Below are 20,641 nucleotides of genomic sequence, written 5' to 3'. Positions count from 1 at the left end.
CCGTGGGGACCGTGTCAACAGCCGTTGAATACACTGGGCGGCATGCCGACGAAACCCCGTGATGGGGAGGCCACACGGTCGACGATTCTGGCCACCGCGCGTGGGCAGTTCGGGGCCCACGGTTTCGAACGCACTACCATCCGTTCGGTGGCGTCGGAAGTCGGCGTCGATCCCGCGCTCGTGATGCACTACTTCGGTAGCAAGGCAGAGCTTTTCGCCGCCGCCTCCCGATTCGACGTCAAGTTCCCCGATCTCTCCGCCATCGCCCCCGACCGCATCGCCGATGTGCTGCTGCCGGTGTTCATCGGCGTATGGGGTCCGCAGGGCCCGCTGCTGCCGCTACTGCGCGCGGCCGCGACCAACCGGACCGCCGCGGATGCGCTGCTTGCAGTGTTCGTCGACCAGGTGGCCCCGGCGCTGGCCGCGGTCGTCCCCGACCGCGCTCCCGAGCGAGCCGCCTTGGTGGGATCGCAACTGCTCGGCCTCGCAGTGGGCCGCTACATCCTGTGCATCCCGCCGCTGGTTGACATGGACGATGCACGACTCATCGAATGGATGCGACCGGTGCTCGCGCACTACCTGGCGGATCCTGCACCATGATCATGATGTCGTGACGGCTCTAGTTGGGCCTCTAGTGAGGAAAGGTGACTGATGCATCCCTTCCGGAAGGCGGTCGAGGACCGCGACGAGGTGGCCATCCAGGCGCTGCTGGCCGACACGGTCGTGTTCACCAGCCCGGTGGCGTTCAAGCCGTATGTCGGCAAGCCGATCACCGCGGCGATTCTGCTCGGCGTGCTGCGGATCTTCGAGGACTTTCACTACGTCCGGGAGATCGCCGGCAGCGACGGCCGCGACCACGCGCTCGTGTTCGAGACCGGGATATCCGGGGCGCCGGGCGTAAGGATCACCGGCTGCGACTTCTTGCACTTTGACGAGGACGGGCTGATCGACGACTTCATGGTCATGGTGCGGCCGCTGTCGGGGGCGACGGCGCTATCCGAAGCGATGGGCGCCCAGTTCGAACGGATCCAGCAGGAGGCGTCGGAGCTGGCCGAGAAGTTCGCCACCGCGTAGCCGATTGTCAGCCTGCCGACTGCGAAGCGGGCACAAACGGGGGCGCCGCCGTGTTGCGTTACGGCAGTGCGCGACTACACGGAGGGAGACGCGGGTGAAGATTCGCTTCGGGATTGGGCTGGGTGCGGACAGCGCTCCTGATCAGCTCGCCGGCATCGTCGATCATTTGGAGAGCAGCGGAGTGGACTCGCTGTGGTTCTCCGAGCTGGTGTACGCCCCTGCGGTGGATCCAATGGTCGGCATGGCCTTTGCCCTCGCCCGGACGAGCCAGTTGAAGGTGGGCACCTCGGTGGCCGTGTTGCCGGGGCGCCATCCGGTGCTGGTGGCCAAACAGCTGGCGTCGTTGGCGGCCATCGCGCCCAAGCGGGTTCTTCCGGCCTTCGGGTTGCGTTCGGCGATTCCAGCCGAGCGCGAGGTGTTCGTGGTCCCGAACGGAGAGCGAGCGGCGGTGTTCGACGAGTCGCTGCGGGTGCTGCGCCTGGCCCTGACCGACGATTCGGCCAGCTATTCTGGCCGGTATTTCACCGTCAGCGCAGCCGCGGTCGCACCGAAACCTGTGCCTCCGCTTGATATTTGGTTGGGCGGCTCGGCGCCCGCGGCATTTCGGCGCATCGGTGCGCTGGCCGATGGCTGGTTGGGTAGCTTCCTTACCCCGGATGAGGCGCGGGCTGGGCGCGAGGCAATCGAGCGGGCCGCGGAGCAGGCCGGCCGACAGATCGAGCCGGATCACTTTGGTATTTCGTTGGCGGTAGCTGACGGCGAGTTGCCAGCAGAGTTAGCCGCCGCGGCCCACCGGCGTCGTCCCGATGTCGACCCCAGTGACCTGATCGCCGCCGGCTGGGATCAGTTACACCGTCGACTGGACGCCTACCTGGATGCCGGATTGACGAAATTCGTCATACGGCCCGCCGGTGGAGGCCCGCTGGACGGCTTCATCGATCGTTTTGTCGCCGAGCTGGTCGCCCGGCAGAACTAGGCCAGCGTCGCCGTTAAGTAGCCGGAATCGCCGCCGAACGAAGCGAGCTCGTCGTTGGGCACCTGGAATCCATTGGCGCCGAAGGCCTGTTCGGTCGTCCGGATGTCGACCTGCCATCCGTGCCCGGTGAGGTACTCGGCGGCGCTATTGCGTTCACCGGTGAAAAACAGCTCGGCGAGGTTGATGTTGGAGCCGACCCGCTCGGATCGCTCCGTCAGCTTCTGTGCCCAGTCCGACGGGGTGTTGCGCAGATCCATGTGTTCGGTCGCGATCCGGCTGCCAGGCGCGGACAGGGCGGCGATGTTGTCGAACAGGCGGTCCTGCGCATCTGGCGGCAAGTAGACCAGCAAGCCCTCGGCGCTCCACGCGGTCGGCTGGCTGGTGTCGAGCCCGGCTGCCACCAATGCCGAGGGCCAATCGCCGCGCAGGTCGACCGACACCGTGCGCCGCTGCGCGGTGGGCTCGGCGCCCAGGCCGGCCAGCGTCCGCGTCTTGAACTCGATGACCTCAGGCTGGTCGATCTCATAGACCACCGTTTCGGCCGGCCACGGCAGCCGGTACGCCCTGGTGTCCAGACCGGATGCCACGATCACGGCCTGGCGGATACCCGAACCGGTCGCCTGCAGGAAGAAGTCGTCGAAAAACCGGGTGCGCACGGTGATCTGGTGGTTCACCGCCTGGCGGTTCAGCACGGGATCGTCGTTGCTCCCGTGCGCGCCGTCGAGCAGCTTGATGAAGGTGTCTTCGCCCACCGCGCGAACCAGCGGATCGGCCCAGGGGTCATCGAGCAGCGGATCCGGACCCCGGGAAGCCATCGCGCGCTGCATGGCAACAGCGGTCGCGGTCGCGCCGACGCTAGACGCCAGATCCCAGGTGTCGTTCTCGGTACGGGCCATCCACCCAACTTCCTTCTACGCGAACGTGCATTACTTAGCTAGTTTAAGTGATGCACCCACCGTACCCGCGGCAGGGGCTCATTGGCCTTTCAGACTGCCGATGCGAAGGGAGAAGTCGTCGGGCTTCGATGGCGAGGTGCCCTCGAATTCTTCGACGTAGCGTTGCGGGTCGCGGTCGGTGATCGACAGGCCCTTGGTGGTGGGGTGCCGTCTCATGAATTCGCTGTATTGCTGCCCGAGCGCTTCGCGGAGGCCGATCGGCGCGTTGCGGCGAAAGTCCGAGAGTCCTTCTCGTTCCTCTTCACCCATGTGATCGTCGTTGGCTAGCCGGGTACGGCCCACCGCCGACCACCACTCTTCGGTGCCGACTCCGGCCTCGTTGGCGTCGCGAACGCCGTCGCGAATGTCGTTGTGATCGCCGATCGCATCCAGCGTCTCGCCTTCGGGATCGTCGGTGCCCCGGATGAGCAGCTGCGGGTAGAAGATCTTCTCCTCGATGTAGGCGTGCACGTCGAGCTTGTCGGCGAGCGGACGCCATACCCGCGCGAGCGCGCCCTGGTTTACCGGTGTCTGGGCCTGCAGATCGTCCAGTCTGGCGAATTGTTCGCGGAACCAGTCGTGGTCGGCGAGGATCAGCATGGTGATGTCAGCCACTGCGACTCCCCGCCTTCCCTGACCCCTACGCCTTTCGGCCATCGTGTCCGACGATGCCAGACGCGCCGTCAGCCCGCTACACCGTCGAACGCCCGACAGACGGGTGCGTGCGGTCGCGTCCTATGGTCGAGCGGTGACGATCACCTATGACGAGACGCTGCGGGAACGGGTCCGGGTAAATCTGGCGAGTCACGACCGCCGCACCGTGACCGACCCGACGAAGCGGCACGCGGCAGTCGCGGTGGTGGTGGTCGATTCGGAGATCGGTGAGGACAGGGTGGATCCCGCGCCGGTCGATGACTGGATCGCCGGGCGGCCGATGGAGGCCGGTCTCGACGGGCGGATGGTCGACGTTTCGGGAGGTGCCGCTTTCCTGTTGTGCCGCAGGGCATCTCGACTCTCATCACATGCAGCACAATGGGCGCTGCCGGGTGGCCGCCTCGACCCGGGTGAAACCCCTGTCGACGCCGCCCTGCGGGAGCTTGACGAAGAGGTGGGTATCAGGCTGCCTGATTCGGCGGTGTTGGGGATGCTCGACGACTACCCGACCCGGTCGGGATATGTCATCACGCCGGTGGTGATCTGGGGTGGCGGCAAGCTCGATCCCCGTCCCGCGCCTGACGAGGTGGTGGCGGTCTACCGGGTGGGGTTGCACCAGCTGCAACGCGACGACTCGCCGCGCTTCATCACCATCCCGGAAAGCCCGTATCCGGTCGTCCAAATCCCGTTGGGGAACGACCTCATCCACGCGCCGACGGGTGCGGTGTTGCTTCAACTGCGGTGGCTGTGCCTGGAGGGCCGGCACGACCCGGTCGACGAGCTGGAGCAGCCGGTATTCGCCTGGAAATGAGATCCGGGAAACATCAAGTGGCGCAAACCCGTTCGCTCTGGATGTCGCCATTGAGCGGTAGTTGTCCGGTTCTGGTCGTCCGCCGCAGCGCCAGCGCCGCGGCGATGAGTGCGGCGGTGCCTGCGGCCGCGACCATGAACTCCCAGCCTCGCCGGATGGCGCCCAGGTCGATGCCCGGCTGGTAGATCATTGTCAGGACCGCGGTGCCCAAGACCGTGCCCAGCTGCCGGGCGGTATTGGTCAGTGCCGATCCGGCACCCCACCGGTGTGCGGGCAGTGCCAGGCCGGTGACCGCGGCGAGGCTGGGAAAGACCAGCCCCACTCCGGCTGCGGTGAACAGCTGGCCCGGAAGGAAATCGGCGACGTAGTCGGGGTGTGGGCCTATCCGGCACAGCCAGATCACGATCCCCACCACATAGAGGCCCGCCCCGGTCGCGGCGACAGCACCGACGCCGATCCGGCCGATCAGTCGACCGGCCAGCGTGAGCGACATGATCACTACGACAACGGGACCCGGCGACAGGAACAAGCCGGCGACTTCTGGGGATTTGCCCCACACGGTGGTAAGCAGCATGACGCTGCTCAGCAGCATCGCACCGAACGCCGCGGCAAACAGCAGCAGCGCGAGGCAACTCGACCGCATCGGCAGCACCCGCACGGCGGCCAGATCCAGTGCCGGCGAGGGATGGCGTAACGAACGCCATATTGCCAGCGCCATCGCGCATCCGGCACCCACTAGGGCGATCACGACCTTCGCGCCACTGGAAGCCACCGGCAGTTCGATCAGGGCCCACACCAAGGCGCCGACACCGAGCACCAGGCACAGCGCGCCGAATAGATCGGGAAGCCCGGCGCCGGTGGGGATGGTTTTGGCGAGCACGCAGCGGCCAGCGGCAAGGGCCAGCAATCCCAGCGGCACATTGACGAAAAAGATCCACCGCCAAGACAACTCGACCAGCATCCCGCCGACCGGCGGCCCGAGCGCGGCGGCCATGGCGCCCACCGCCGACCAGGTGCTGACCGCAACGGCGCGCCGCGAGGCGGGAACGGCGGCCAGCAGCAGCGCCAGCGAGCTCGGCATGAGCATTGCGGCGCCGAACGCCTGAACGACGCGGAACGCCACCAACATGGCGAATGATCCCGACAGCCCGCACGCCGCCGATCCCAACGTGAACACGGCCAAACCCCACAGGAATATTCGGCGGTGCCCGTATCTGTCACCGAGCCGACCCGCCGGGGTCATGAATGCGGCGAACACCAGGGTGTAGCCATTGAGAATCCACGACATCGCGCCGAGGTCGGCGGCACCGAAAGCTCTGCGGATGTCCGGGAAGGCGATGTTCACGATGAACAGGTCCATGCTGGCAAGAAATGCCGCGGCGGACACCACCAGCATGGTCGTCGCCGAGCGCGCTGCCGATAACTGCGTCGTCGTCACTGATCCGCCTTGCGGTTGAGCTCGCCCACCGATCGACGAAACCGCGCCGCCCGCCGAGTTAACTAAGTATAGTCGACAATACCCAGATGGCGAGGGCCGCGCCTGCCGCCAGGATCCGGCTCAACGCGGATTCTTCTCGCCGGCCTCCACGGCAACCGCGAGCCTGTTCTCGGCGGGAGCTACCGGGCAGGTCGCGTAGTCGGTGAATGCGCACGGCAGGTTGGACGCCCGGTTGAAGTCGAGCGTCACTGTCCCGTCGGCGTCCGGCGCCTCGATCGAAAGCACCCGGGCGCCAGGGTATGTCGTCACTCCGCTGGTGGCGTCGGTGAATAGTGCGCGCAACCCGCTCGCGGTGTCGCCAAAAGCGACCAGCGCCGACGTGGTGCCCGCGAGTTCGAAGTCGATGACGCCGACGGCGCGCAGGTGATGCTCGAGGCCTTCGACGACGGCGCCCGTGGTGACGGTCCTCGGCTCGGCATACGGTGTGAAATTGCCGACCACCTGCCACCGCAGGCTCGGAGAATACGCGGGAATACCGCTGTACGCCTTGAGGTGCGGGGATTTCGGATCATGCACGCGCAACGCGACCGAGCCTGTTCGGCGGATCACCTCGATACGGCGGTCACCGGCCTGCACGAGCAATCCCGGTGCGCCCTCGACGGGTTCGAGCCGGTCGGTTCCGTCGATCCCCTCGATGTACACCGCCTCGCGGTCGGCTCGCCAGCGTCCCGGAAGGTCGGCGACCGACTCGAATTCTTCAGTGATCCAGTACAAGCCGGTGAGGCTGACCCAGCCGAGCGGATCGGCGTAAGAGCGTTCACGCTCAGCGTGCCACTGGTTCCAGGCTGCCTCGAACGTTCCTACTGTGGTACCTGCGCTAGTGGTCATGATCCTCACTTACCTACTTGCTTTGTCGCACGGACACAACATCATTCGGAGCCGACTGCGCGATCAGCGGTCGACTCGGAATACGTTCACGGAGAATCGGGGCGACCTCGGACTGAAACAGTTCAAGGCTACGACGCTGTTGGTCAGGTGTCACGCCGTCGGTATCGGCGGACAGGTGCATCACTTCGTGCCCGAGCTGCTCGTGATAGCGACTTACCTTGTCGATCACCTGCTCGGGGCTGCCGATCAGCGCCGAGCTTCGTTCGACGAAATCTTCGATCGACTCGAATGCCACCGGAAGCCCGGCGCGGCGGGCGTAGGCCAAGCGCGCCTCGAACATCGGCCGGTAGGTGGCCACCGCTTCCTGCGATGTCCGGGTGATATAGAACCCCGCCGTCCCGGCACCGACCAGGGCGTCCTCGGGTCGGTGGCCGTAAAACTGCCACTGCTGCCGGTAGTAGCGCACCAGCTCGGCGTAGGGCTCAACGGACTTGATGACATTGGCCGAGAAGAGCGGATCACCATGACGGGCCGCGAGGTCCACGGAATCTTTACTGGTCGCGCTGCCATGCCAGATGCGGATCCGGTCCTGCAACGGCCGGGGAAGTGTCTTGGCGTTGACGAGCGGCGGCCGGAACCGGCCCGACCATGTGACGTCGTCACTGTCCCAGAGCAGACGAAACAGCTCGTAACCCTCGCGGTTGCGATCCCACTGGTCGTCGGTGGTCACGTGGAACAACTCGGCCTGTGCCGCGCCGTTGCCCTTGCCGATGATCAGTTCGAGCCGTCCACCGGAGAGGTTGTCCAGCGTCGAGTAGTCCTCGAATGCGCGGACCGGATCGAGCAGGCTCAACGTCGTAACCCCGGTGAACAGACTGATTTTCGAGGTGCGCGCCGCGATGTTGCTCAGCACCACCGGCGGGGACGACGAGATGAACGGATCCTCGTGACGCTCGCCCACCGCGAAGCCGTCGAAACCCAGCTCCTCGGCGAGCACTGCCTTGTCGAGGACATCACGCAGCCGATCCGCCGGGCTTTTTTTCTCACCCGAAACCGGATCAGGGACATCAGTAATCAGGGTGATCAGTAGGAACCTCATTTGGTTAGTCGAACCGATTGGTTCTCGACTTCATTCCCGAACGGCCGGCGAAGCCCGGTGTACAGTTTCGTTAGTTGCCCGAACGAAATAGGCGGGCCCGCGATCCTTCGCTCTCGTGCTGGGAGGCTGCTATGTCCAGAACTGCCGGTGACACCTGGGACATCGTGACCAGCGTCGGCCTGACCGCGTTGGCTGTCTGCGCGGCGCGTGCCCTCGACGCCGCGCTGGATCCGGCGCTGGCTAACGATGATTTCGCCGCCGGCTTCGTATCCGCCGCAGGTGAGCCGAATCTCATTGCCGCAGTGGCAAACACCGATCTGGACAGCGCGGCAGCGTTCAACGCGCAGTGGGTGGGGGTGCGCACCCGGTTTTTCGACGACTTCTTCACCCGCGCCGCCCAGTCCGGGACGCGCCAAGCGGTCATCTTGGCGGCCGGACTCGATTCGCGTGCCTATCGATTGGCATGGCCGCCGGCCTCGACAGTTTTCGAAGTGGATCAGGCGCGCGTGCTGGAGTTCAAGCAGCGGGTTCTTGACCAGCAGGGTGCCGTGCCGACGGCGCGCCGTGTCGTCATTGCCACCGACTTGCGGGAGGACTGGGCCGCCGCTCTGATCGCGGCGCGATTCGACCCCGACCAACCGACGGCCTGGGCGCTTGAAGGCTTGCTGCCCTATCTTCCGGGCGCCGCGCAGGACGCGCTCTTCGAGCGGTTGCACGAGTTGTCCGCTGCCGGTAGCCAGATCGCCGCCGAATTGGGTCCTGAGCCCGGAGAGTTGCGGGAGTTCGCCGATGGCATGTCCTCCACGAGCCAACTCGCTGCCCAGCCACCGGTTGCGGATCTGTGGTTTGACGACCCGCGCAACGACACCAAAGACTGGCTCGCCGAACGGGGTTGGGCAGTCGCCGGTGCTGACCTGTTAGACAAGGCCGCGAGCGAATATGGCCGACCGTTGCGCGGACTGCCCTTGGTCTTCGAGAGATTGTTGCGCGATAAATTCTTCACCGCGACACGCGATCGTTGAGCCGGACAGCGGCATAAAAGCGCCCAACGTGTTCAGGTGCGCACAAACGCCCAGTCGATCTAGCCAGATACCCACGCCACAGGCAAGATTACTGAGCGACACGGCCGTCGATCGATTCAGGAGTACTACATGACGACTTATGCGTTCGATCCGGAATTAGCTGCGGTGGTTCCACTTCTGCCCGATCTCCCGGGCGACGATCCGTTGGCAATCCGGGCGGCGCTCTCGGAGATGATCGCCCAGTTTCCGCCACCGGACACCAGCGGAGTGCAGATTGAGGACCGTCAAATCCCTGGCCGCGATGGCGATCCCGCGGTAGCCATCCGCATTTACCGGCCCGAACAGCGCAGCGCTCCGGGCGCGGTGTACAACGTCCACGGGGGCGGGTTCATCGCCGGCGATCTTGACACCGAACATGCCATCAACGTCATGCATGCGCGCGAACTCGGCGTCGTCGTGGTGTCCGTCGACTACCGGCTCGCGCCGGAAACACCGTTCCCCGGTGGGCTGGAAGACGTCTACGCGGGGCTGGTCTGGACGGCGGCGCATGCCGACGAATTAGGTATCGACCCCGGACGCATCGTCATTCAGGGCACCAGCGCCGGTGGCGGACTGTGTGCGGCGCTGGCGCTGCTGGCCCGTGACCGCGGTGGGCCGCATATCGCGTTCCAACTGCTTTCCGTGCCCGAACTCGACGATCGGCTCACCACGGCAAGCATGACCAGCTTCACCGATACCCCAATGTGGAGTCGCCCCCGAGCGGTACTCAGCTGGGACTGTTACCTGGGACCCGGTCGGGCCGGTACCGCCGACGTACCGATCTATGCCGCGCCGGCTCGGGCGACCGAGTTGGCGGGTCTGCCGCCCGCATACGTCTCCGTCATGCACTTCGACCCGCTCCGCGACGAAGGCGTCGCCTACGCGCTGGCCATGCTCGCCGCGGGCGTGAGCGTCGAATTGCATTTATTCCCAGGGACTTTCCACGGCTCCATGTTGATCCAAGACGCGGCGATCTCGAAGCGTCAGCAGGCCGAGACGCTTGCGGTGTTACGCCAAGCGCTGGCGTTGTAGCGCAGGCGATCACGCAGAGAGAAACTCGCTCTGCCGGTGGCCATCTCGTCGCAGCCGTATTGCCCGGCTTGCTGCGGTCGCCGACGCCAACACCGCCATCACGGCGAGGATTACCGCGGATCCGGCGGACCCGATGGTGCTCAACAGCATCGGCAGCCCGAAGCCCAGATAACTCACTGTGTAGAACGTTCCGGTGAGGGCACCGCGCAGGCGTTGCGGCGCAGCGGCTTCCAAGTCAATCAAGCCTTCACGGAGCAGCAGGCCGGACGCGCACCCGAGAACCACCAGCAGTGACAAGCCCACCCCCAGTGGAATGGTCGACGGCGCGGCCGCGGTTACCGCGTACCCGAGGGCAGCCAACACGGCGCCAAAGGTGCCGGCTTGGGGGCCCCACCGGCGGGCGCGGGCGATCAGCTGAGTAATGCCGCTGGCACCGTTGGCAATCAACGCGGCGGTCCCCGCGGCTATCGGGGCCGCGAGCCCGGTGTGCACGCGGGTAGGGATCGTGATGAATGCCAAAGTCGCCGAGGCGAATACCCATGGCGCCAGTGGCAGCGCCCAGCTCAACGCCCGCGTGATGTCCCGACGCGCCGACACCGACGGCTTCTGTCCACGCGCGGACACCGGCGCGGGCACGGTTGCGCGCTGGGCCGCCACCACTGCGAGGACGGTCGCCAGCACGACCAACGCGGCCGCGATCCCGAACGACTCCCAGAGCCCGGCTTGCCCCGCCGACACGATCACCCCGGATGCGAACGGACCGACCGCGAAACCGGCCGTCAGGACGGCGCCGGCGACGGCTGCGCCGGCGGGACCCTTGAGGTCCGAGGCCCATGCGGTGCACGAGCTGATCACCAGCCCCACGCCGGCACCAACCACCAAACGGCCACCCAGCAACACACCGGACTGCTGCGACACCAACATCGCTACCGTGCCCGCCAGCGAGGTGATCGCCCCCGCCCAGGCCACCGGTTGCCGTCCCAGCCGATCCGAGGCACGGCCGCCGATCAGCAGGCCGGGGAGCAGTCCCACCGCATAGATCCCGAAGATCGCGTCGAGCGTGGCCCTGCCGAGATGCTGCCGATCGCTGATCGCGGGGATCAACCCGGCGTAGTGGTTGGCCGCCCACCCCGTCGCCAGGAGAAGCGTCAATACCGCAGCGAACAGAAGCTCGGATCCGCCAGATTCGCCGCGCCCGTCACGTCCATGCGGTTGGACCGGCGCGGGTCGAACCCGGCGGCACACTGCCACATTCGACCTGATCACTAACTTCCTCCCCAATCTCTGCACGCGGTTGATCGACGAACTTTGTGTTGCGGTGATATCGGCCACAGCTTTGTGCCGCGAAGTGCGCCGCGAGAATTTGCGCTGCACCCCGATGACAGACGACGCCGCTCAGGTGCTTATTCCTGCTTGCGGTGCAACATCGGTTGTCATCGCGGAGTCTGCCCGCCCGGGCCGGGTTTGAATCACGACCGACGCAAACCTGGTGGTCGGCCATCGCGATTCCTAGGCTTCGCGGGTGATGTCGACCAACCCGGCGCCGGCACGGGTGTCTCTTCGTGGCGTCGACCGCACATTCGGAGCGCACACCGTGCTCCACGAGGTCGACATCGAGATCGAGCCGGGCGAGGTGGTCGCGTTGCTCGGGTCGTCGGGCAGCGGCAAGTCGACACTGTTGCGGCTCATCGCGGGCCTCGACAGCCCTACCGGTGGACGGATCGAGATCGACGGCGTAGCCGTTCGCGGAATCGACCCGCGCTGTGCGGTGGTGTTCCAGGAGCCCCGCCTGTTGCCCTGGCGATCGCTGACGGCAAACGTGGAGTATGGCTTGGCGCCCGGCACGGCACGGGCGAAAGGCTCTGCCGCAGTGCAGCACTGGCTCGATGTGGTCGGGTTGCGCGAGTTCGGCGACCACTATCCGCGGCACGTGTCCGGTGGTATGGCCCAGCGCGCGGGCCTCGCGCGTGCCCTGGCACGGCGCCCGCGCGTCCTCTTACTCGACGAGCCGCTGGCCGCCCTCGATGCACTGACCCGACTGCGGATGCAGGACTTACTTGATGCCGTACAGCAAGAGGCCGGCACGACAACGGTGTTGGTGACCCACGACGTGGACGAGGCGACGATCCTCGCCGACCGAGTGCTGATCCTGCGCGCTGATGCAACGGGCGGCGCCCGTATCGCCGCGACGCACGACATCGCAATCCTCAAACCCCGTGACCGCGGTGACCCGCGTATCACCGTGCTGCGGGATCAATTGCTGGACGAGCTCGGCGTGCCCCGACGCAGCGGCACGAACCTGCGGGCTGCTATCGACGAGGAGGCCACAGCATGAAGGGTCGATATCTCACCTCAATTGCGGTGATTGCCAGCGTGATCGCGGTTGCCGGCTGCGGTTCGAACGCCGGCAATACGGCCGCGAAGGACATTCATCTGGATTACGCGTACTACAGCCCGCTGAGCCTGGTGGTGCGCGATCAACACCTGCTGGAAAACCGTGGTTACAACGTGACGTGGGTTCTTTCGGCGGGAAGCAACAAGGCCAACGAGGGCCTGCGATCCAAGGCGCTGGACGTCGGCTCTACCGCCGGCTCGGCCGCATTGGTCGCGCGGGCCAATGGGTCGCCGATCAAGGCCGTCGATTTGTTCGCCGGGGGCGAGTGGACGGCGCTGCTGGTCACCAAGGACTCGCCGATCAACTCGGTGGCCGACCTGAAAGGCAAGAAGGTCGCGGTCACCAAGGGCACCGACCCGTACTTCTTCCTGTTGCAATCGCTTGCGACAGCCGGGCTTTCGCCCAGCGATATCGAGATCGTCAATTTGCAGCACGCCGACGGTAAGACCGCCTTGGAACGCGGCAACGTCGACGCCTGGTCCGGGCTGGACCCGTTCATCGCGCAGACGATCCAGCAGTCGGGCTCCCGTTTCATCTACCGCAACCCGAGTTTCAATTCCTATGGCTTTGTGGATGCTCGGGAGGATTTCATTGCCGACCACCCCGAGGCCGTCCAAGCCGTGGTCGACAGCTATGAGGAGGCCCGGAAATGGGCGAAGGCGCATCCCGATCAACTGGCAGCGTTGCTGGCCTCGCAGGCGAACATCGCGCTGAGCGTGGCCCAGGAGGAACTGAGCCGGACATTGGTGGACATCGATCCGGTGCCGGGGGACGCTCAGCGGGCGGTGCTGACCCGAGTGGAGCCGATCGCGGTGGCCGATTCCGATATCAAATCCGACGACGCCGGCCGCAACGCGCTGAGCACGCTGATCGAGCCAAAGTACATCCAACAAGCGCACTGACGTCCCGGCCCGGGCGGCTCGCGAAGTTACCGTTCGTACTTGTGGGGCTGATCGTCCCAGCGCTGCTGCTGGTGATCTGGCAGCTTGCCACGGCGGGCGCGGGGTTCTTCTCGCCCAGCCAGCTCCCACCTCCCGCCGATGTGGTGTCCGCGCTGGGCGAGCTGGTTCGGCGCGGCCAACTATGGACTCACTTGCAGGCGAGCGGTTCTCGAGTTCTCGTCGGCTACCTGGTCGGCGCGGCCGCTGGGCTCACACTCGGTTCACTCATCGGGCTATCGGTTGGCGTGCGCCGATTGCTGGCGCCGACGGTCGCCGCCTTTCGCACCGTGCCGTCCTTGGCGTGGGTGCCGTTGCTGCTCTTATGGTTTGGCATCGACGAGACCCCGAAGATCCTGATGGTCGCCATCGGCGCGTTCTTTCCGGTCTACACGACAACGGCGTCGGCGCTCTCACACGTTGACCCGCAGCTGTTGGAAGTGGGCCGGGCCTACGGTCGACACGGCGCCTCGCTGTTGACGACGGTGATGTTGCCCGCCGCCGCCCCGGAGTTGGTGAATGGGCTTCGATTAGGACTGGCGAACGCCTGGCTGTTCGTGGTCGCGGCCGAGTTGATCGCCTCATCGAAGGGTCTGGGTTTTCTCCTCCTCGACAGCCAGAACACCGGCCGCACCGACGTGATGCTGCTGGCTATCGTCCTGCTGGCCGCCCTGGGCAAACTCAGCGACGCAGTTTTGGGCGCTGTCGAGCAACGGATGGTTCGGCAGCGCAGCTAGCCGGCGTCTGGCGCGGCTTGGCGCCGAATGACCAGCACGCAGGCGGCGGTAAGCAACTGCCACAAGATGATTGAGTACACGCTTCCGCGCTCCCACGCCCCGTCGGGCAGCAGGTTGGCCCTTGATGTTGCCGAGTTGATGATCAACATCAGCAGACTCAGCAAGCCAAGAGTTGCCAGGAGATTGGAGATGCGGCGATACCAGCGCCAGCCGCCAACGGTCGCGACGACTGCGGATCCCGCCAGAATCGCGGTGTTGCCTCCGACAATCGCCAGCGCGGCACCGGCGCGATGCAGGCTCCCGCTGTGCACCGTTCCGATCACGATGTTGCCGATCGAGTTCGCGGTGATCAATCCCAAAAAGACTTGGGCCCTTAGGCGTTCGGGGATACCCACGATGAGCCATGCGCCCAGGAAGAACAGAATGCCCTGCAGATAGAACGCGATGTGGATCAAGTAAGACCGCGGGGAGTTGAACGTCCGGCCGTGCACCAGCTGACCGGCGTCAACCCCGAGATCGCTGATGTAGTTACGCGTATAGCTGTACGCAGGTGCAAAACCTGCGGCGGCAATCGCCTCGAGCAGCAGGTACCCGACGGCCGCCACGACCCAGGGCGTGGCGCCACGTCCGGTAGCCAAGGTGGTCAACCTCCCGTTGATACGCCGACCCTACTGAAGCGGTCGACGGGACGAAGGGTTTCGCGCAACGCCGCGGGCGGTCCGACGCGGGCGTGTTGTGTACCCGCACAATGAACGCGATGCGTCCAGTTTGCAAAGTCTTTCTGTCGACCGCCGTCCTGGTGCTCGTGCTGGCGGGCTGCGCCGATACACACGGCGGCCGCCCAACGCCGGGATCGGGTTCGTCGGGCGATTTTCGCGGACCGATTGACATCGGCAACGGACGACACCTCTACCTCGAATGCAGCGGAAAGGGTAGCCCGACAGTCATTTTGGAATCCGGCTATCACAACTCGTCGGATCCGTGGAACCAGTCCGAAGCCGCCGCGCCGGCGGTAGGCCCCGCCGTGCTGCCCGCCCTGGCCGGCACCCATCGCGTCTGCGCCTACGACCGGCCCGGCACGTTGCGCTATTCCGACCCGCCCACTCTCAGCGACCGCAGTTCACCGGCCGCGATGCCGCGCACCGCGCGGGACGTCGTCGGCGACCTGCACGCGTTACTTGCCGCCGCGCATCTTCCGGGCCCGTACATTCTGGTCGGGCACTCGCTGGGCGGGTTATTCGCCCGGCTGTACGCGCAGAGCTACCCCGACCAGGTGCGCGCGGTGGTATTCGTCGACGCCTTCGGCGTTGAGATACCGAGCCTGTTGGGATCCGACTGGCCCGCTTACCGGCAGGCGTTGGATGAACCGCTGCCGCAGTTCACCGATGCGCCGTCGTTCGAGGAGATCGACATCGAGAACAGCCTCACTCAGGTCGCCGCCGCTCCGCCGTTCCCGCCCATCCCCACCGTCGTGCTGACCAGGACCGAACCCTTTGTGATTCCCCCGACGGTGCCATCCGAGCAGGGCGCGAAATTGGAACAGGCGTGGCGGGAGGCCGCCGCCGATCTTGTCGCGCTGCGACCGCAAACGCCGCACATCGTCGCGACAGGCAGCGATCACTTCATTCAGATCCACCAACCCGACCTGGTGGTGGCCGCGGTAGCTCTGGCGACGCAGAGGTCTGTCCCGCAGCGCTGATACGCCGCTGCGGCATACTCGGCCAATGACCGCGCCTCCCGCAGCGGGGAACGAGCAATGAGTCTGACGGTGCTGCTTGCGGCGCTCGCGCTGGTCGAACTCGCCGGCCTCATCGCGCTCGGCGTTCTGCTCATCGTGTCGCGGCGGCAGATCAAAGGGGCTCGTAGCGCTCTCGAGCGCATCCGTAGTCAGGGCAACCGGCGTCGCCGGCGCCGCCCCGGCGTCGCGCCGTTTGCGATCAGGACCGCTTTCAAGACGGCTGATTCGCTGATCAGCAAAGGCATCGGCGCCACGGTACGAAACTCGGTCGAGGATCTCGCGGGCTGGGCTCAGGTCGAGCGTCCCGATCTCGCCAGGCTCACCGCCGACGGCGATGTCGTGATCGCGTTCTCCGACATCGAGAATTCCACCGCACAGAACGAGGCCCTGGGCGACCGCGGATGGATGAAGGTGCTGGAGCGGCATAACAAGCTCATTCACAAGCATGTCGAGGATCGCGGCGGCCACGTCATCAAGAATCAAGGCGACGGATTCATGATGGCGTTCGCCGATGCCGGCCAGGCCGTGCGCTGCGGCGTCGATGTACAACGGGCCCTGCTCGACAACGCTGATGAGAGGGAGGGAATCCGGGTCCGGATCGGCATCCATCTGGGGACGTCGGTCAGGCGCGGTGATGACCTTTTCGGGCGCAACGTCGCAATGGCGGCGCGAGTCACGGGACAAGCCGACGGCGGTGAGATCCTCATCAGCGAAACGGTGCGCGCCGCGATCGACGGCCTGCCCGACATCGAGCTCTGCGCACCGGTGGAGGTCGAACTCAAAGGCCTACAGGGCAGCCATAACCTGTACCCCGTCAAGGTGTCCGAGTGACCCCAGGCTAGAAGAAGACCCCCGCGTATGGTGCGTCGGGCACCGCGAACAGTCGATCGGCCACGACCAGCGCCGCGGGCTCGTCTGCGTGGGCCAGGCCGGCTACGGCGAGACTTCGCCAGGTGACGCCGTCGAGCAGCACAGCGCCCAGCCCCTCAACTCCCACGTGTAGTTGGGCTCGCTGCTTGGTCGCTTCGACACCGTCGCCCGTGATGGCAAATGTAGCTGAATTGTTCGGCAGGAGTGGATCATTGACAGCGACGGTGACCGAGCCGTCGCCGACGTATTGCCGCGCGGTGAGCGCGCTGCGGGCATCGATGATGCGTAGCCACGTCTCGTCGTGTGTCGCGGTGACCCGTAAGGCTCGGCGGTCGACGAGCAGCCAGGGCAGCGGATCGTCGAGCGGGAGCATCCAAAACATCACGCGGTCAACAAGATCCAGCCCGAGCAGGAAACGCAGCAGCCCAAGATAGGCCTCCGTAGTAGGCGCGAAGAAATCCTCGACCACAATGGTGCGCTGGTCACTGACAAACCACTTGTCGGTGTCAATCGGGCGGTAGCGGGCGAACCCCGACTCGGAGCCCGGCTCGCCGTGCACCGCGACATACCAAGCCCCCGACGATGCTTCGGTGCGCAGCCGCACGCCCTGCCACCACACCGCGGGGCGGTCGATGGTTCCCGGCCGAGACGGACGATTGGCGTCATAGACGCGGGGCAGGATCTCCCATGCTTCGGCGGCGTCCACTAGTCGCACCGGGCCGCCGGCACCGACATCGGGACGAAGCGCCGCACGGGCGGTCTGAACCTCCACACTCTGGAATGAACTCGCCACGCCGTAGCCGTACCGCTCATAGATCGTGGCCTCTGATGCGCGCAAGGACGCGAGGACCTCACCGCGCGCCGCGCTGTCCCGCAACTGATGACGTACCAGGTCGGTGGCGATGCCTTTTCGAGTGAACGACGGGAGCACCCCGATGTGCGTGACGGCGGCGTGGTTCACGATCGCTCCGCCGGGAAGGGTCAGCGTGCTCGTCGCCGCGTCGGTGGTGCCTGCGAGTTGCCCTCCGACGAATGCGCCGATCGTGCGGCCGGGATCGAGCAGCGTGGTGATCTGGCCGGGGGGCAGATCCGGCAGCGGCGGAATGCCCACCATCGCGGTGCGAAACACGTTCGCCGCGGCGATGAGGTCGTCTTCGCTGTCGAGAACCCGGATCTCGGTGGTCATCAGGCCATCATGTCTGGTGCCCGCACCGACGGCCCAGGCGCCTCAGTTGCCCCGCCCATCGCGGCCGAGCCTCGCGCGGCACGCCAGGCAAAAATACTCCACACGGTCCCGGGTGGGGCGAGTTAAATCCGGCCAGAACGCAACTTGCGTGGCGCTCGGCGGGACCCTAGCGTCGGCTCGGATGGCCGCTCCAAGATTCTTCTGGTTTCTGCCCACCACCGGCGACAGCCGCTCGATCGTCGGCGGCTCGCACGCCTCGTCGAACCGCGATATCCCGAACGGGTATCGCGCGCCAAGCCGGCGCTATCTGGCCGAGGTGGCACGCGCCGCCGACCGGCTGGGCTTCGAGGGCGTGCTGACCCCGACGGGTACCTGGTGCGAAGACGCGTGGCTGACCTCGGCCGCGCTGCTGGCCGAGACGGAAAAACTCAAGTTCCTGGTCGCATTCCGGCCCGGGCTGGTACCACCCACCCTGGCCGCACAGCAGACCGCAACGTTGCAGCGGTTCTCCGAAGGCAGGGTGTTGCTCAACGTCGTGAGTGGCAGCGATGACGCCGAGCAACGTCGTTTCGGCGATTTCCTCAGTCACGACGAGCGTTACGGCCGCACTGCTGAGTTCCTGCAGATCGTGACATCGGTGTGGACGCAGGACTCGGTGAATTTCAACGGAAAGTACTACACCGTTGAAGATGCCCGAGTGTCCGCACCGCCGAATCCGTTGCCGGAGATCTACTTCGGCGGTTCATCGGGCCCGGCGCTGCCGATCGCGGCCGAGTACGCGGACGTCTACCTCACCTGGGGCGAGCCGCCGCAAGCAGCCGCCGCCAAGATCGAGAAGGTGCGGGCCGAGGCCGCCGCGCGGGGCAGGAAGGTCCGGGCCGGGATTCGGCTGCACACCATCACCCGTGACACCTCGGCCGCGGCCTGGGCCGTCGCCAGCGAGATGCTGGCCGAACTCAGCGACGAGCAGATCGCCAAAGCCACGGCGCAGCATGCCAGTTCGGAATCCGAGGGACAACGGCGGATGACCGCATTGCACGGCGGCCGGGTCGACAAGCTCGAGATCTACCCCAATCTGTGGGCCGGGGTGGGCTTGGTCCGAGGTGGGGCCGGGACCGCGCTGGTCGGTAGCCACCAGGAAGTCGCGAATCTGATCACCGAATACCATTCGCTAGGTTTCGACGAGTTCATCCTGTCCGGTTACCCGCATCTCGAAGAGGCGTACTGGTTCGCCGAAGGCGTACTGCCCCTGCTGGCCAAGACGGAATAATGCCGCTCGACGCTGAGTTTTAACTCGCAGTGATTTAAGCAGCGCCGCTGCATATCGGACGGTGCGAAGCGCGTAGGCCGCGATGTGGTCGCGCGGCGCCATCCGATCGGCGTAACTAGCATCGGCATTGCAAGGTGTGCGAGCAGGACGGGAGTCGACAATGCGGTCAGCACAGTGTTGTCAGCCGCCGGCACCACATTCGTGCGCGGCGGCTTTTCCCGCCTGATCGGCGACTCCCCGCGTTAGCGGGAACCGGCCTCCATCGGTTGTCGTCGCCCGGGGCCCGGCGTCAATTACGAAAGTGGTCTTGCTGATGTCTGATTCGTCGAACTTCATTCACCTTGCGGTGGCGTTGGATGGTGCCGGCTGGCATCCCGCGGCATGGCGTGCGGACGACGCGCGTCCGGACGAGTTGTTTGGCGCGGGCTACTGGGCCGATCTGGTCGCTGAAGCCGAACGTGGCGCGCTGGACTTCGTGACGATCGAGGATTCGCTGACGTTGCAGTCCGACGACCACCTCGAGGCGGACGACCGCGTCGATCGCGTCCGGGGCGTACTGGACGCGGTGCTCATAGCCGCCCGGATCGCGCCGCGCACCAAGGCAATTGGTCTGGTGCCAACAGCAATTGTCACCCACACCGAGCCATTCCATGTGTCAAAGTCGATCGCTACCCTTGACTATGTCAGCTCGGGACGAGCCGGAGTCCGGGTGCAGATCTCGGCACGCCACGATGTGGCAGCGCATTTCGGGCGCCGCGATCTGCCCTTCGTCTCGGTCAACACGCTCAACGACCCGTCGGTGCAGCAGCAGGTCGGCGAATACTTCACCGAGACATCGGATTACGTCGAAGTGCTGCGCCGGCTGTGGGACAGCTGGGAGGACGATGCTGAGGTTCGCGATGTCGCTACCGGCCGGTTCATCGACCGGGACAAGCTGCACTACATCGACTTTGACGGACGCTGGTTCTCCGTCAAAGGGCCTTCGATCACGCCGCGACCACCGCAGGGCCAGCCGATTGTCGCGGCCCTGGGTCACGGTGGGGTCTCCCATCAGCTCATCGCCGAAAGCGTCGACGTCGGATTCGTCACCCCCCGCGATGCCGCGCAGGCCGCAGACATCACGGCCGAGATCGGGACGCTGCAACGCGCCGTCGGTAGAAGCCAGGACACGCTGCACATCTTCGGTGACTTGGTGGTGTTCCTCGATCGCACTCCTGCGGCGGCACGCGCACGACGACACCGGCTCGACGATCTTGCTGGAGCCGAATACCTCAGCGACGCTGAAGTTTTCGTCGGGACTCCGGCGCGGCTGGCGGACCTGCTGCAGGAGTGGCACGCCGCGGGGCTATCCGGTTTCCGGCTACGTCCGGCCACGCTGCCCCATGACCTGGTCCAGATCACCCAGCACTTGGTGCCCGAGCTGCGGCGCCGGGGCGTCTTCCGCGCCGGGTATGAAGCCGAGACGCTGCGCGGGTTGCTCGGCTTGCCCCGCCCCGCCAACCGCTACGCGATCGCCTGACGCATCGACACCGAGGACTT

21 protein-coding genes are annotated in these 20,641 nt (G+C 65.9%); 13 read left to right on the top strand and 8 right to left on the bottom strand.

What is annotated here, in order from left to right; genetic code table 11:
• Positions 1-42 precede the first annotated feature (42 nt).
• The 3 genes from ACTXG5_RS05775 (at position 43) to ACTXG5_RS05765 (ending at position 2,050) form a co-directional block, all read left to right on the top strand.
• Positions 43-600, top strand: a complete 558-nt coding sequence (locus ACTXG5_RS05775; RefSeq protein ID WP_445162776.1) for a TetR/AcrR family transcriptional regulator — start codon at positions 43-45, stop codon at positions 598-600.
• Positions 601-651: 51 nt separating this feature from the next.
• Positions 652-1,074: a nuclear transport factor 2 family protein gene (locus ACTXG5_RS05770; protein WP_445162775.1), complete on the top strand. Its 423-nt coding sequence runs from the start codon at positions 652-654 to the stop codon at positions 1,072-1,074.
• A 94-nt stretch (positions 1,075-1,168) separates the two neighbouring features.
• Positions 1,169-2,050, top strand: coding sequence for a TIGR03854 family LLM class F420-dependent oxidoreductase (locus tag ACTXG5_RS05765; protein ID WP_445162774.1), 882 nt, complete (start codon positions 1,169-1,171; stop codon positions 2,048-2,050).
• Here ACTXG5_RS05765 and ACTXG5_RS05760 read toward each other — a convergent pair.
• On the bottom strand, positions 2,047-2,946 hold the full coding sequence (locus ACTXG5_RS05760; RefSeq protein ID WP_445162773.1) for a class I SAM-dependent methyltransferase: 900 nt from the start codon (positions 2,944-2,946) through the stop codon (positions 2,047-2,049). The genes ACTXG5_RS05765 and ACTXG5_RS05760 overlap by 4 nt on opposite strands.
• 78 nt (positions 2,947-3,024) lie before the next feature.
• Positions 3,025-3,600: a hemerythrin domain-containing protein gene (locus tag ACTXG5_RS05755; RefSeq protein ID WP_445162772.1), complete on the bottom strand. Its 576-nt coding sequence runs from the start codon at positions 3,598-3,600 to the stop codon at positions 3,025-3,027.
• Between the two features lie 133 nt (positions 3,601-3,733).
• Between ACTXG5_RS05755 and ACTXG5_RS05750 the strand changes: the two genes are divergently transcribed.
• Positions 3,734-4,450 (top strand): NUDIX hydrolase, encoded by a 717-nt coding sequence (locus tag ACTXG5_RS05750; protein ID WP_445162771.1) that lies wholly within the window; start codon positions 3,734-3,736, stop codon positions 4,448-4,450.
• A 13-nt stretch (positions 4,451-4,463) separates the two neighbouring features.
• Here the strand turns inward: ACTXG5_RS05750 and ACTXG5_RS05745 are convergent, their stop codons facing one another.
• From ACTXG5_RS05745 to ACTXG5_RS05735, 3 genes are all read right to left on the bottom strand, one after another.
• The gene (locus tag ACTXG5_RS05745; protein WP_445162770.1) at positions 4,464-5,888 is read right to left on the bottom strand and encodes an MFS transporter; all 1,425 of its coding nucleotides are present in this window, start codon (positions 5,886-5,888) and stop codon (positions 4,464-4,466) included.
• 120 nt (positions 5,889-6,008) lie between these two features.
• Entirely contained in the window at positions 6,009-6,776 is a 768-nt protein-coding gene (locus tag ACTXG5_RS05740; protein WP_445162769.1) for a DUF1684 domain-containing protein, read from the bottom strand.
• Positions 6,777-6,789: 13 nt separating this feature from the next.
• On the bottom strand, positions 6,790-7,875 hold the full coding sequence (locus ACTXG5_RS05735; protein ID WP_445162768.1) for an LLM class flavin-dependent oxidoreductase: 1,086 nt from the start codon (positions 7,873-7,875) through the stop codon (positions 6,790-6,792).
• A 131-nt stretch (positions 7,876-8,006) separates the two neighbouring features.
• On the opposite strand from ACTXG5_RS05735, the gene ACTXG5_RS05730 reads away from it, so the two are divergent.
• Together ACTXG5_RS05730 and ACTXG5_RS05725 are read left to right on the top strand one after the other, a co-directional pair.
• Positions 8,007-8,897 (top strand): SAM-dependent methyltransferase, encoded by an 891-nt coding sequence (locus ACTXG5_RS05730; protein ID WP_445162767.1) that lies wholly within the window; start codon positions 8,007-8,009, stop codon positions 8,895-8,897.
• 129 nt (positions 8,898-9,026) lie between these two features.
• Positions 9,027-9,968: an alpha/beta hydrolase gene (locus tag ACTXG5_RS05725; RefSeq protein WP_445162766.1), complete on the top strand. Its 942-nt coding sequence runs from the start codon at positions 9,027-9,029 to the stop codon at positions 9,966-9,968.
• A gap of 9 nt (positions 9,969-9,977) precedes the next feature.
• Here the strand turns inward: ACTXG5_RS05725 and ACTXG5_RS05720 are convergent, their stop codons facing one another.
• On the bottom strand, positions 9,978-11,213 hold the full coding sequence (locus ACTXG5_RS05720; RefSeq protein WP_445164279.1) for an MFS transporter: 1,236 nt from the start codon (positions 11,211-11,213) through the stop codon (positions 9,978-9,980).
• Between the two features lie 307 nt (positions 11,214-11,520).
• Between ACTXG5_RS05720 and ACTXG5_RS05715 the strand changes: the two genes are divergently transcribed.
• The 3 genes from ACTXG5_RS05715 (at position 11,521) to ACTXG5_RS05705 (ending at position 14,038) form a co-directional block, all read left to right on the top strand.
• Positions 11,521-12,303 (top strand): ABC transporter ATP-binding protein, encoded by a 783-nt coding sequence (locus tag ACTXG5_RS05715; protein ID WP_445164278.1) that lies wholly within the window; start codon positions 11,521-11,523, stop codon positions 12,301-12,303.
• Complete coding sequence (locus tag ACTXG5_RS05710) at positions 12,300-13,265, top strand: aliphatic sulfonate ABC transporter substrate-binding protein (RefSeq protein WP_445162765.1); 966 nt, start codon at positions 12,300-12,302, stop codon at positions 13,263-13,265. The genes ACTXG5_RS05715 and ACTXG5_RS05710 overlap by 4 nt, the downstream gene beginning before the upstream one ends.
• Positions 13,266-13,336: 71 nt before the next feature.
• Complete coding sequence (locus ACTXG5_RS05705; protein ID WP_445164277.1) at positions 13,337-14,038, top strand: ABC transporter permease; 702 nt, start codon at positions 13,337-13,339, stop codon at positions 14,036-14,038.
• On the opposite strand, the gene ACTXG5_RS05700 is transcribed toward ACTXG5_RS05705, so the two are convergent.
• Positions 14,035-14,685, bottom strand: a complete 651-nt coding sequence (locus tag ACTXG5_RS05700) for a DUF998 domain-containing protein (protein WP_445162764.1) — start codon at positions 14,683-14,685, stop codon at positions 14,035-14,037. The two genes, ACTXG5_RS05705 and ACTXG5_RS05700, sit on opposite strands and share 4 nt — an antisense overlap.
• 110 nt (positions 14,686-14,795) lie before the next feature.
• On the opposite strand from ACTXG5_RS05700, the gene ACTXG5_RS05695 reads away from it, so the two are divergent.
• Positions 14,796-15,737 (top strand): alpha/beta fold hydrolase, encoded by a 942-nt coding sequence (locus ACTXG5_RS05695; RefSeq protein WP_445162763.1) that lies wholly within the window; start codon positions 14,796-14,798, stop codon positions 15,735-15,737.
• Between the two features lie 57 nt (positions 15,738-15,794).
• Positions 15,795-16,607, top strand: a complete 813-nt coding sequence (locus tag ACTXG5_RS05690; protein WP_445162762.1) for an adenylate/guanylate cyclase domain-containing protein — start codon at positions 15,795-15,797, stop codon at positions 16,605-16,607.
• A 7-nt stretch (positions 16,608-16,614) separates the two neighbouring features.
• Here the strand turns inward: ACTXG5_RS05690 and ACTXG5_RS05685 are convergent, their stop codons facing one another.
• Positions 16,615-17,832, bottom strand: a complete 1,218-nt coding sequence (locus ACTXG5_RS05685; RefSeq protein ID WP_445162761.1) for a GNAT family N-acetyltransferase — start codon at positions 17,830-17,832, stop codon at positions 16,615-16,617.
• A gap of 181 nt (positions 17,833-18,013) precedes the next feature.
• On the opposite strand from ACTXG5_RS05685, the gene ACTXG5_RS05680 reads away from it, so the two are divergent.
• Both ACTXG5_RS05680 and ACTXG5_RS05675 read left to right on the top strand, forming a co-directional pair.
• Positions 18,014-19,102 (top strand): LLM class flavin-dependent oxidoreductase, encoded by a 1,089-nt coding sequence (locus ACTXG5_RS05680; RefSeq protein WP_445162760.1) that lies wholly within the window; start codon positions 18,014-18,016, stop codon positions 19,100-19,102.
• Positions 19,103-19,415: 313 nt separating this feature from the next.
• Positions 19,416-20,621, top strand: a complete 1,206-nt coding sequence (locus ACTXG5_RS05675) for an LLM class flavin-dependent oxidoreductase (RefSeq protein WP_445162759.1) — start codon at positions 19,416-19,418, stop codon at positions 20,619-20,621.
• The last annotated feature ends 20 nt before the right edge of the window (positions 20,622-20,641 follow it).

It is taken from the genome of Mycobacterium sp. Dal123C01, assembly GCF_052566995.1.
Note: the sequence above shows the minus strand (reverse complement) of the source record. Positions and strands in the feature narration are given on the sequence as shown.

What these genes read in the sequence shown, in the direction of transcription:
- ACTXG5_RS05775 (WP_445162776.1), top strand. Translation starts at nt 43, where the DNA reads ATGCCGACGAAACCCCGTGATGGGGAGGCCACACGGTCGACGATTCTG.
- ACTXG5_RS05770 (WP_445162775.1), top strand. Translation starts at nt 652, where the DNA reads ATGCATCCCTTCCGGAAGGCGGTCGAGGACCGCGACGAGGTGGCCATC.
- ACTXG5_RS05760 (WP_445162773.1), bottom strand. Translation starts at nt 2,946, where the DNA reads ATGGCCCGTACCGAGAACGACACCTGGGATCTGGCGTCTAGCGTCGGC.
- ACTXG5_RS05740 (WP_445162769.1), bottom strand. Translation starts at nt 6,776, where the DNA reads ATGACCACTAGCGCAGGTACCACAGTAGGAACGTTCGAGGCAGCCTGG.
- ACTXG5_RS05735 (WP_445162768.1), bottom strand. Translation starts at nt 7,875, where the DNA reads ATGAGGTTCCTACTGATCACCCTGATTACTGATGTCCCTGATCCGGTT.
- ACTXG5_RS05730 (WP_445162767.1), top strand. Translation starts at nt 8,007, where the DNA reads ATGTCCAGAACTGCCGGTGACACCTGGGACATCGTGACCAGCGTCGGC.
- ACTXG5_RS05725 (WP_445162766.1), top strand. Translation starts at nt 9,027, where the DNA reads ATGACGACTTATGCGTTCGATCCGGAATTAGCTGCGGTGGTTCCACTT.
- ACTXG5_RS05710 (WP_445162765.1), top strand. Translation starts at nt 12,300, where the DNA reads ATGAAGGGTCGATATCTCACCTCAATTGCGGTGATTGCCAGCGTGATC.
- ACTXG5_RS05695 (WP_445162763.1), top strand. Translation starts at nt 14,796, where the DNA reads ATGCGTCCAGTTTGCAAAGTCTTTCTGTCGACCGCCGTCCTGGTGCTC.
- ACTXG5_RS05690 (WP_445162762.1), top strand. Translation starts at nt 15,795, where the DNA reads ATGAGTCTGACGGTGCTGCTTGCGGCGCTCGCGCTGGTCGAACTCGCC.
- ACTXG5_RS05685 (WP_445162761.1), bottom strand. Translation starts at nt 17,832, where the DNA reads ATGACCACCGAGATCCGGGTTCTCGACAGCGAAGACGACCTCATCGCC.
- ACTXG5_RS05680 (WP_445162760.1), top strand. Translation starts at nt 18,014, where the DNA reads ATGGCCGCTCCAAGATTCTTCTGGTTTCTGCCCACCACCGGCGACAGC.
- ACTXG5_RS05675 (WP_445162759.1), top strand. Translation starts at nt 19,416, where the DNA reads ATGTCTGATTCGTCGAACTTCATTCACCTTGCGGTGGCGTTGGATGGT.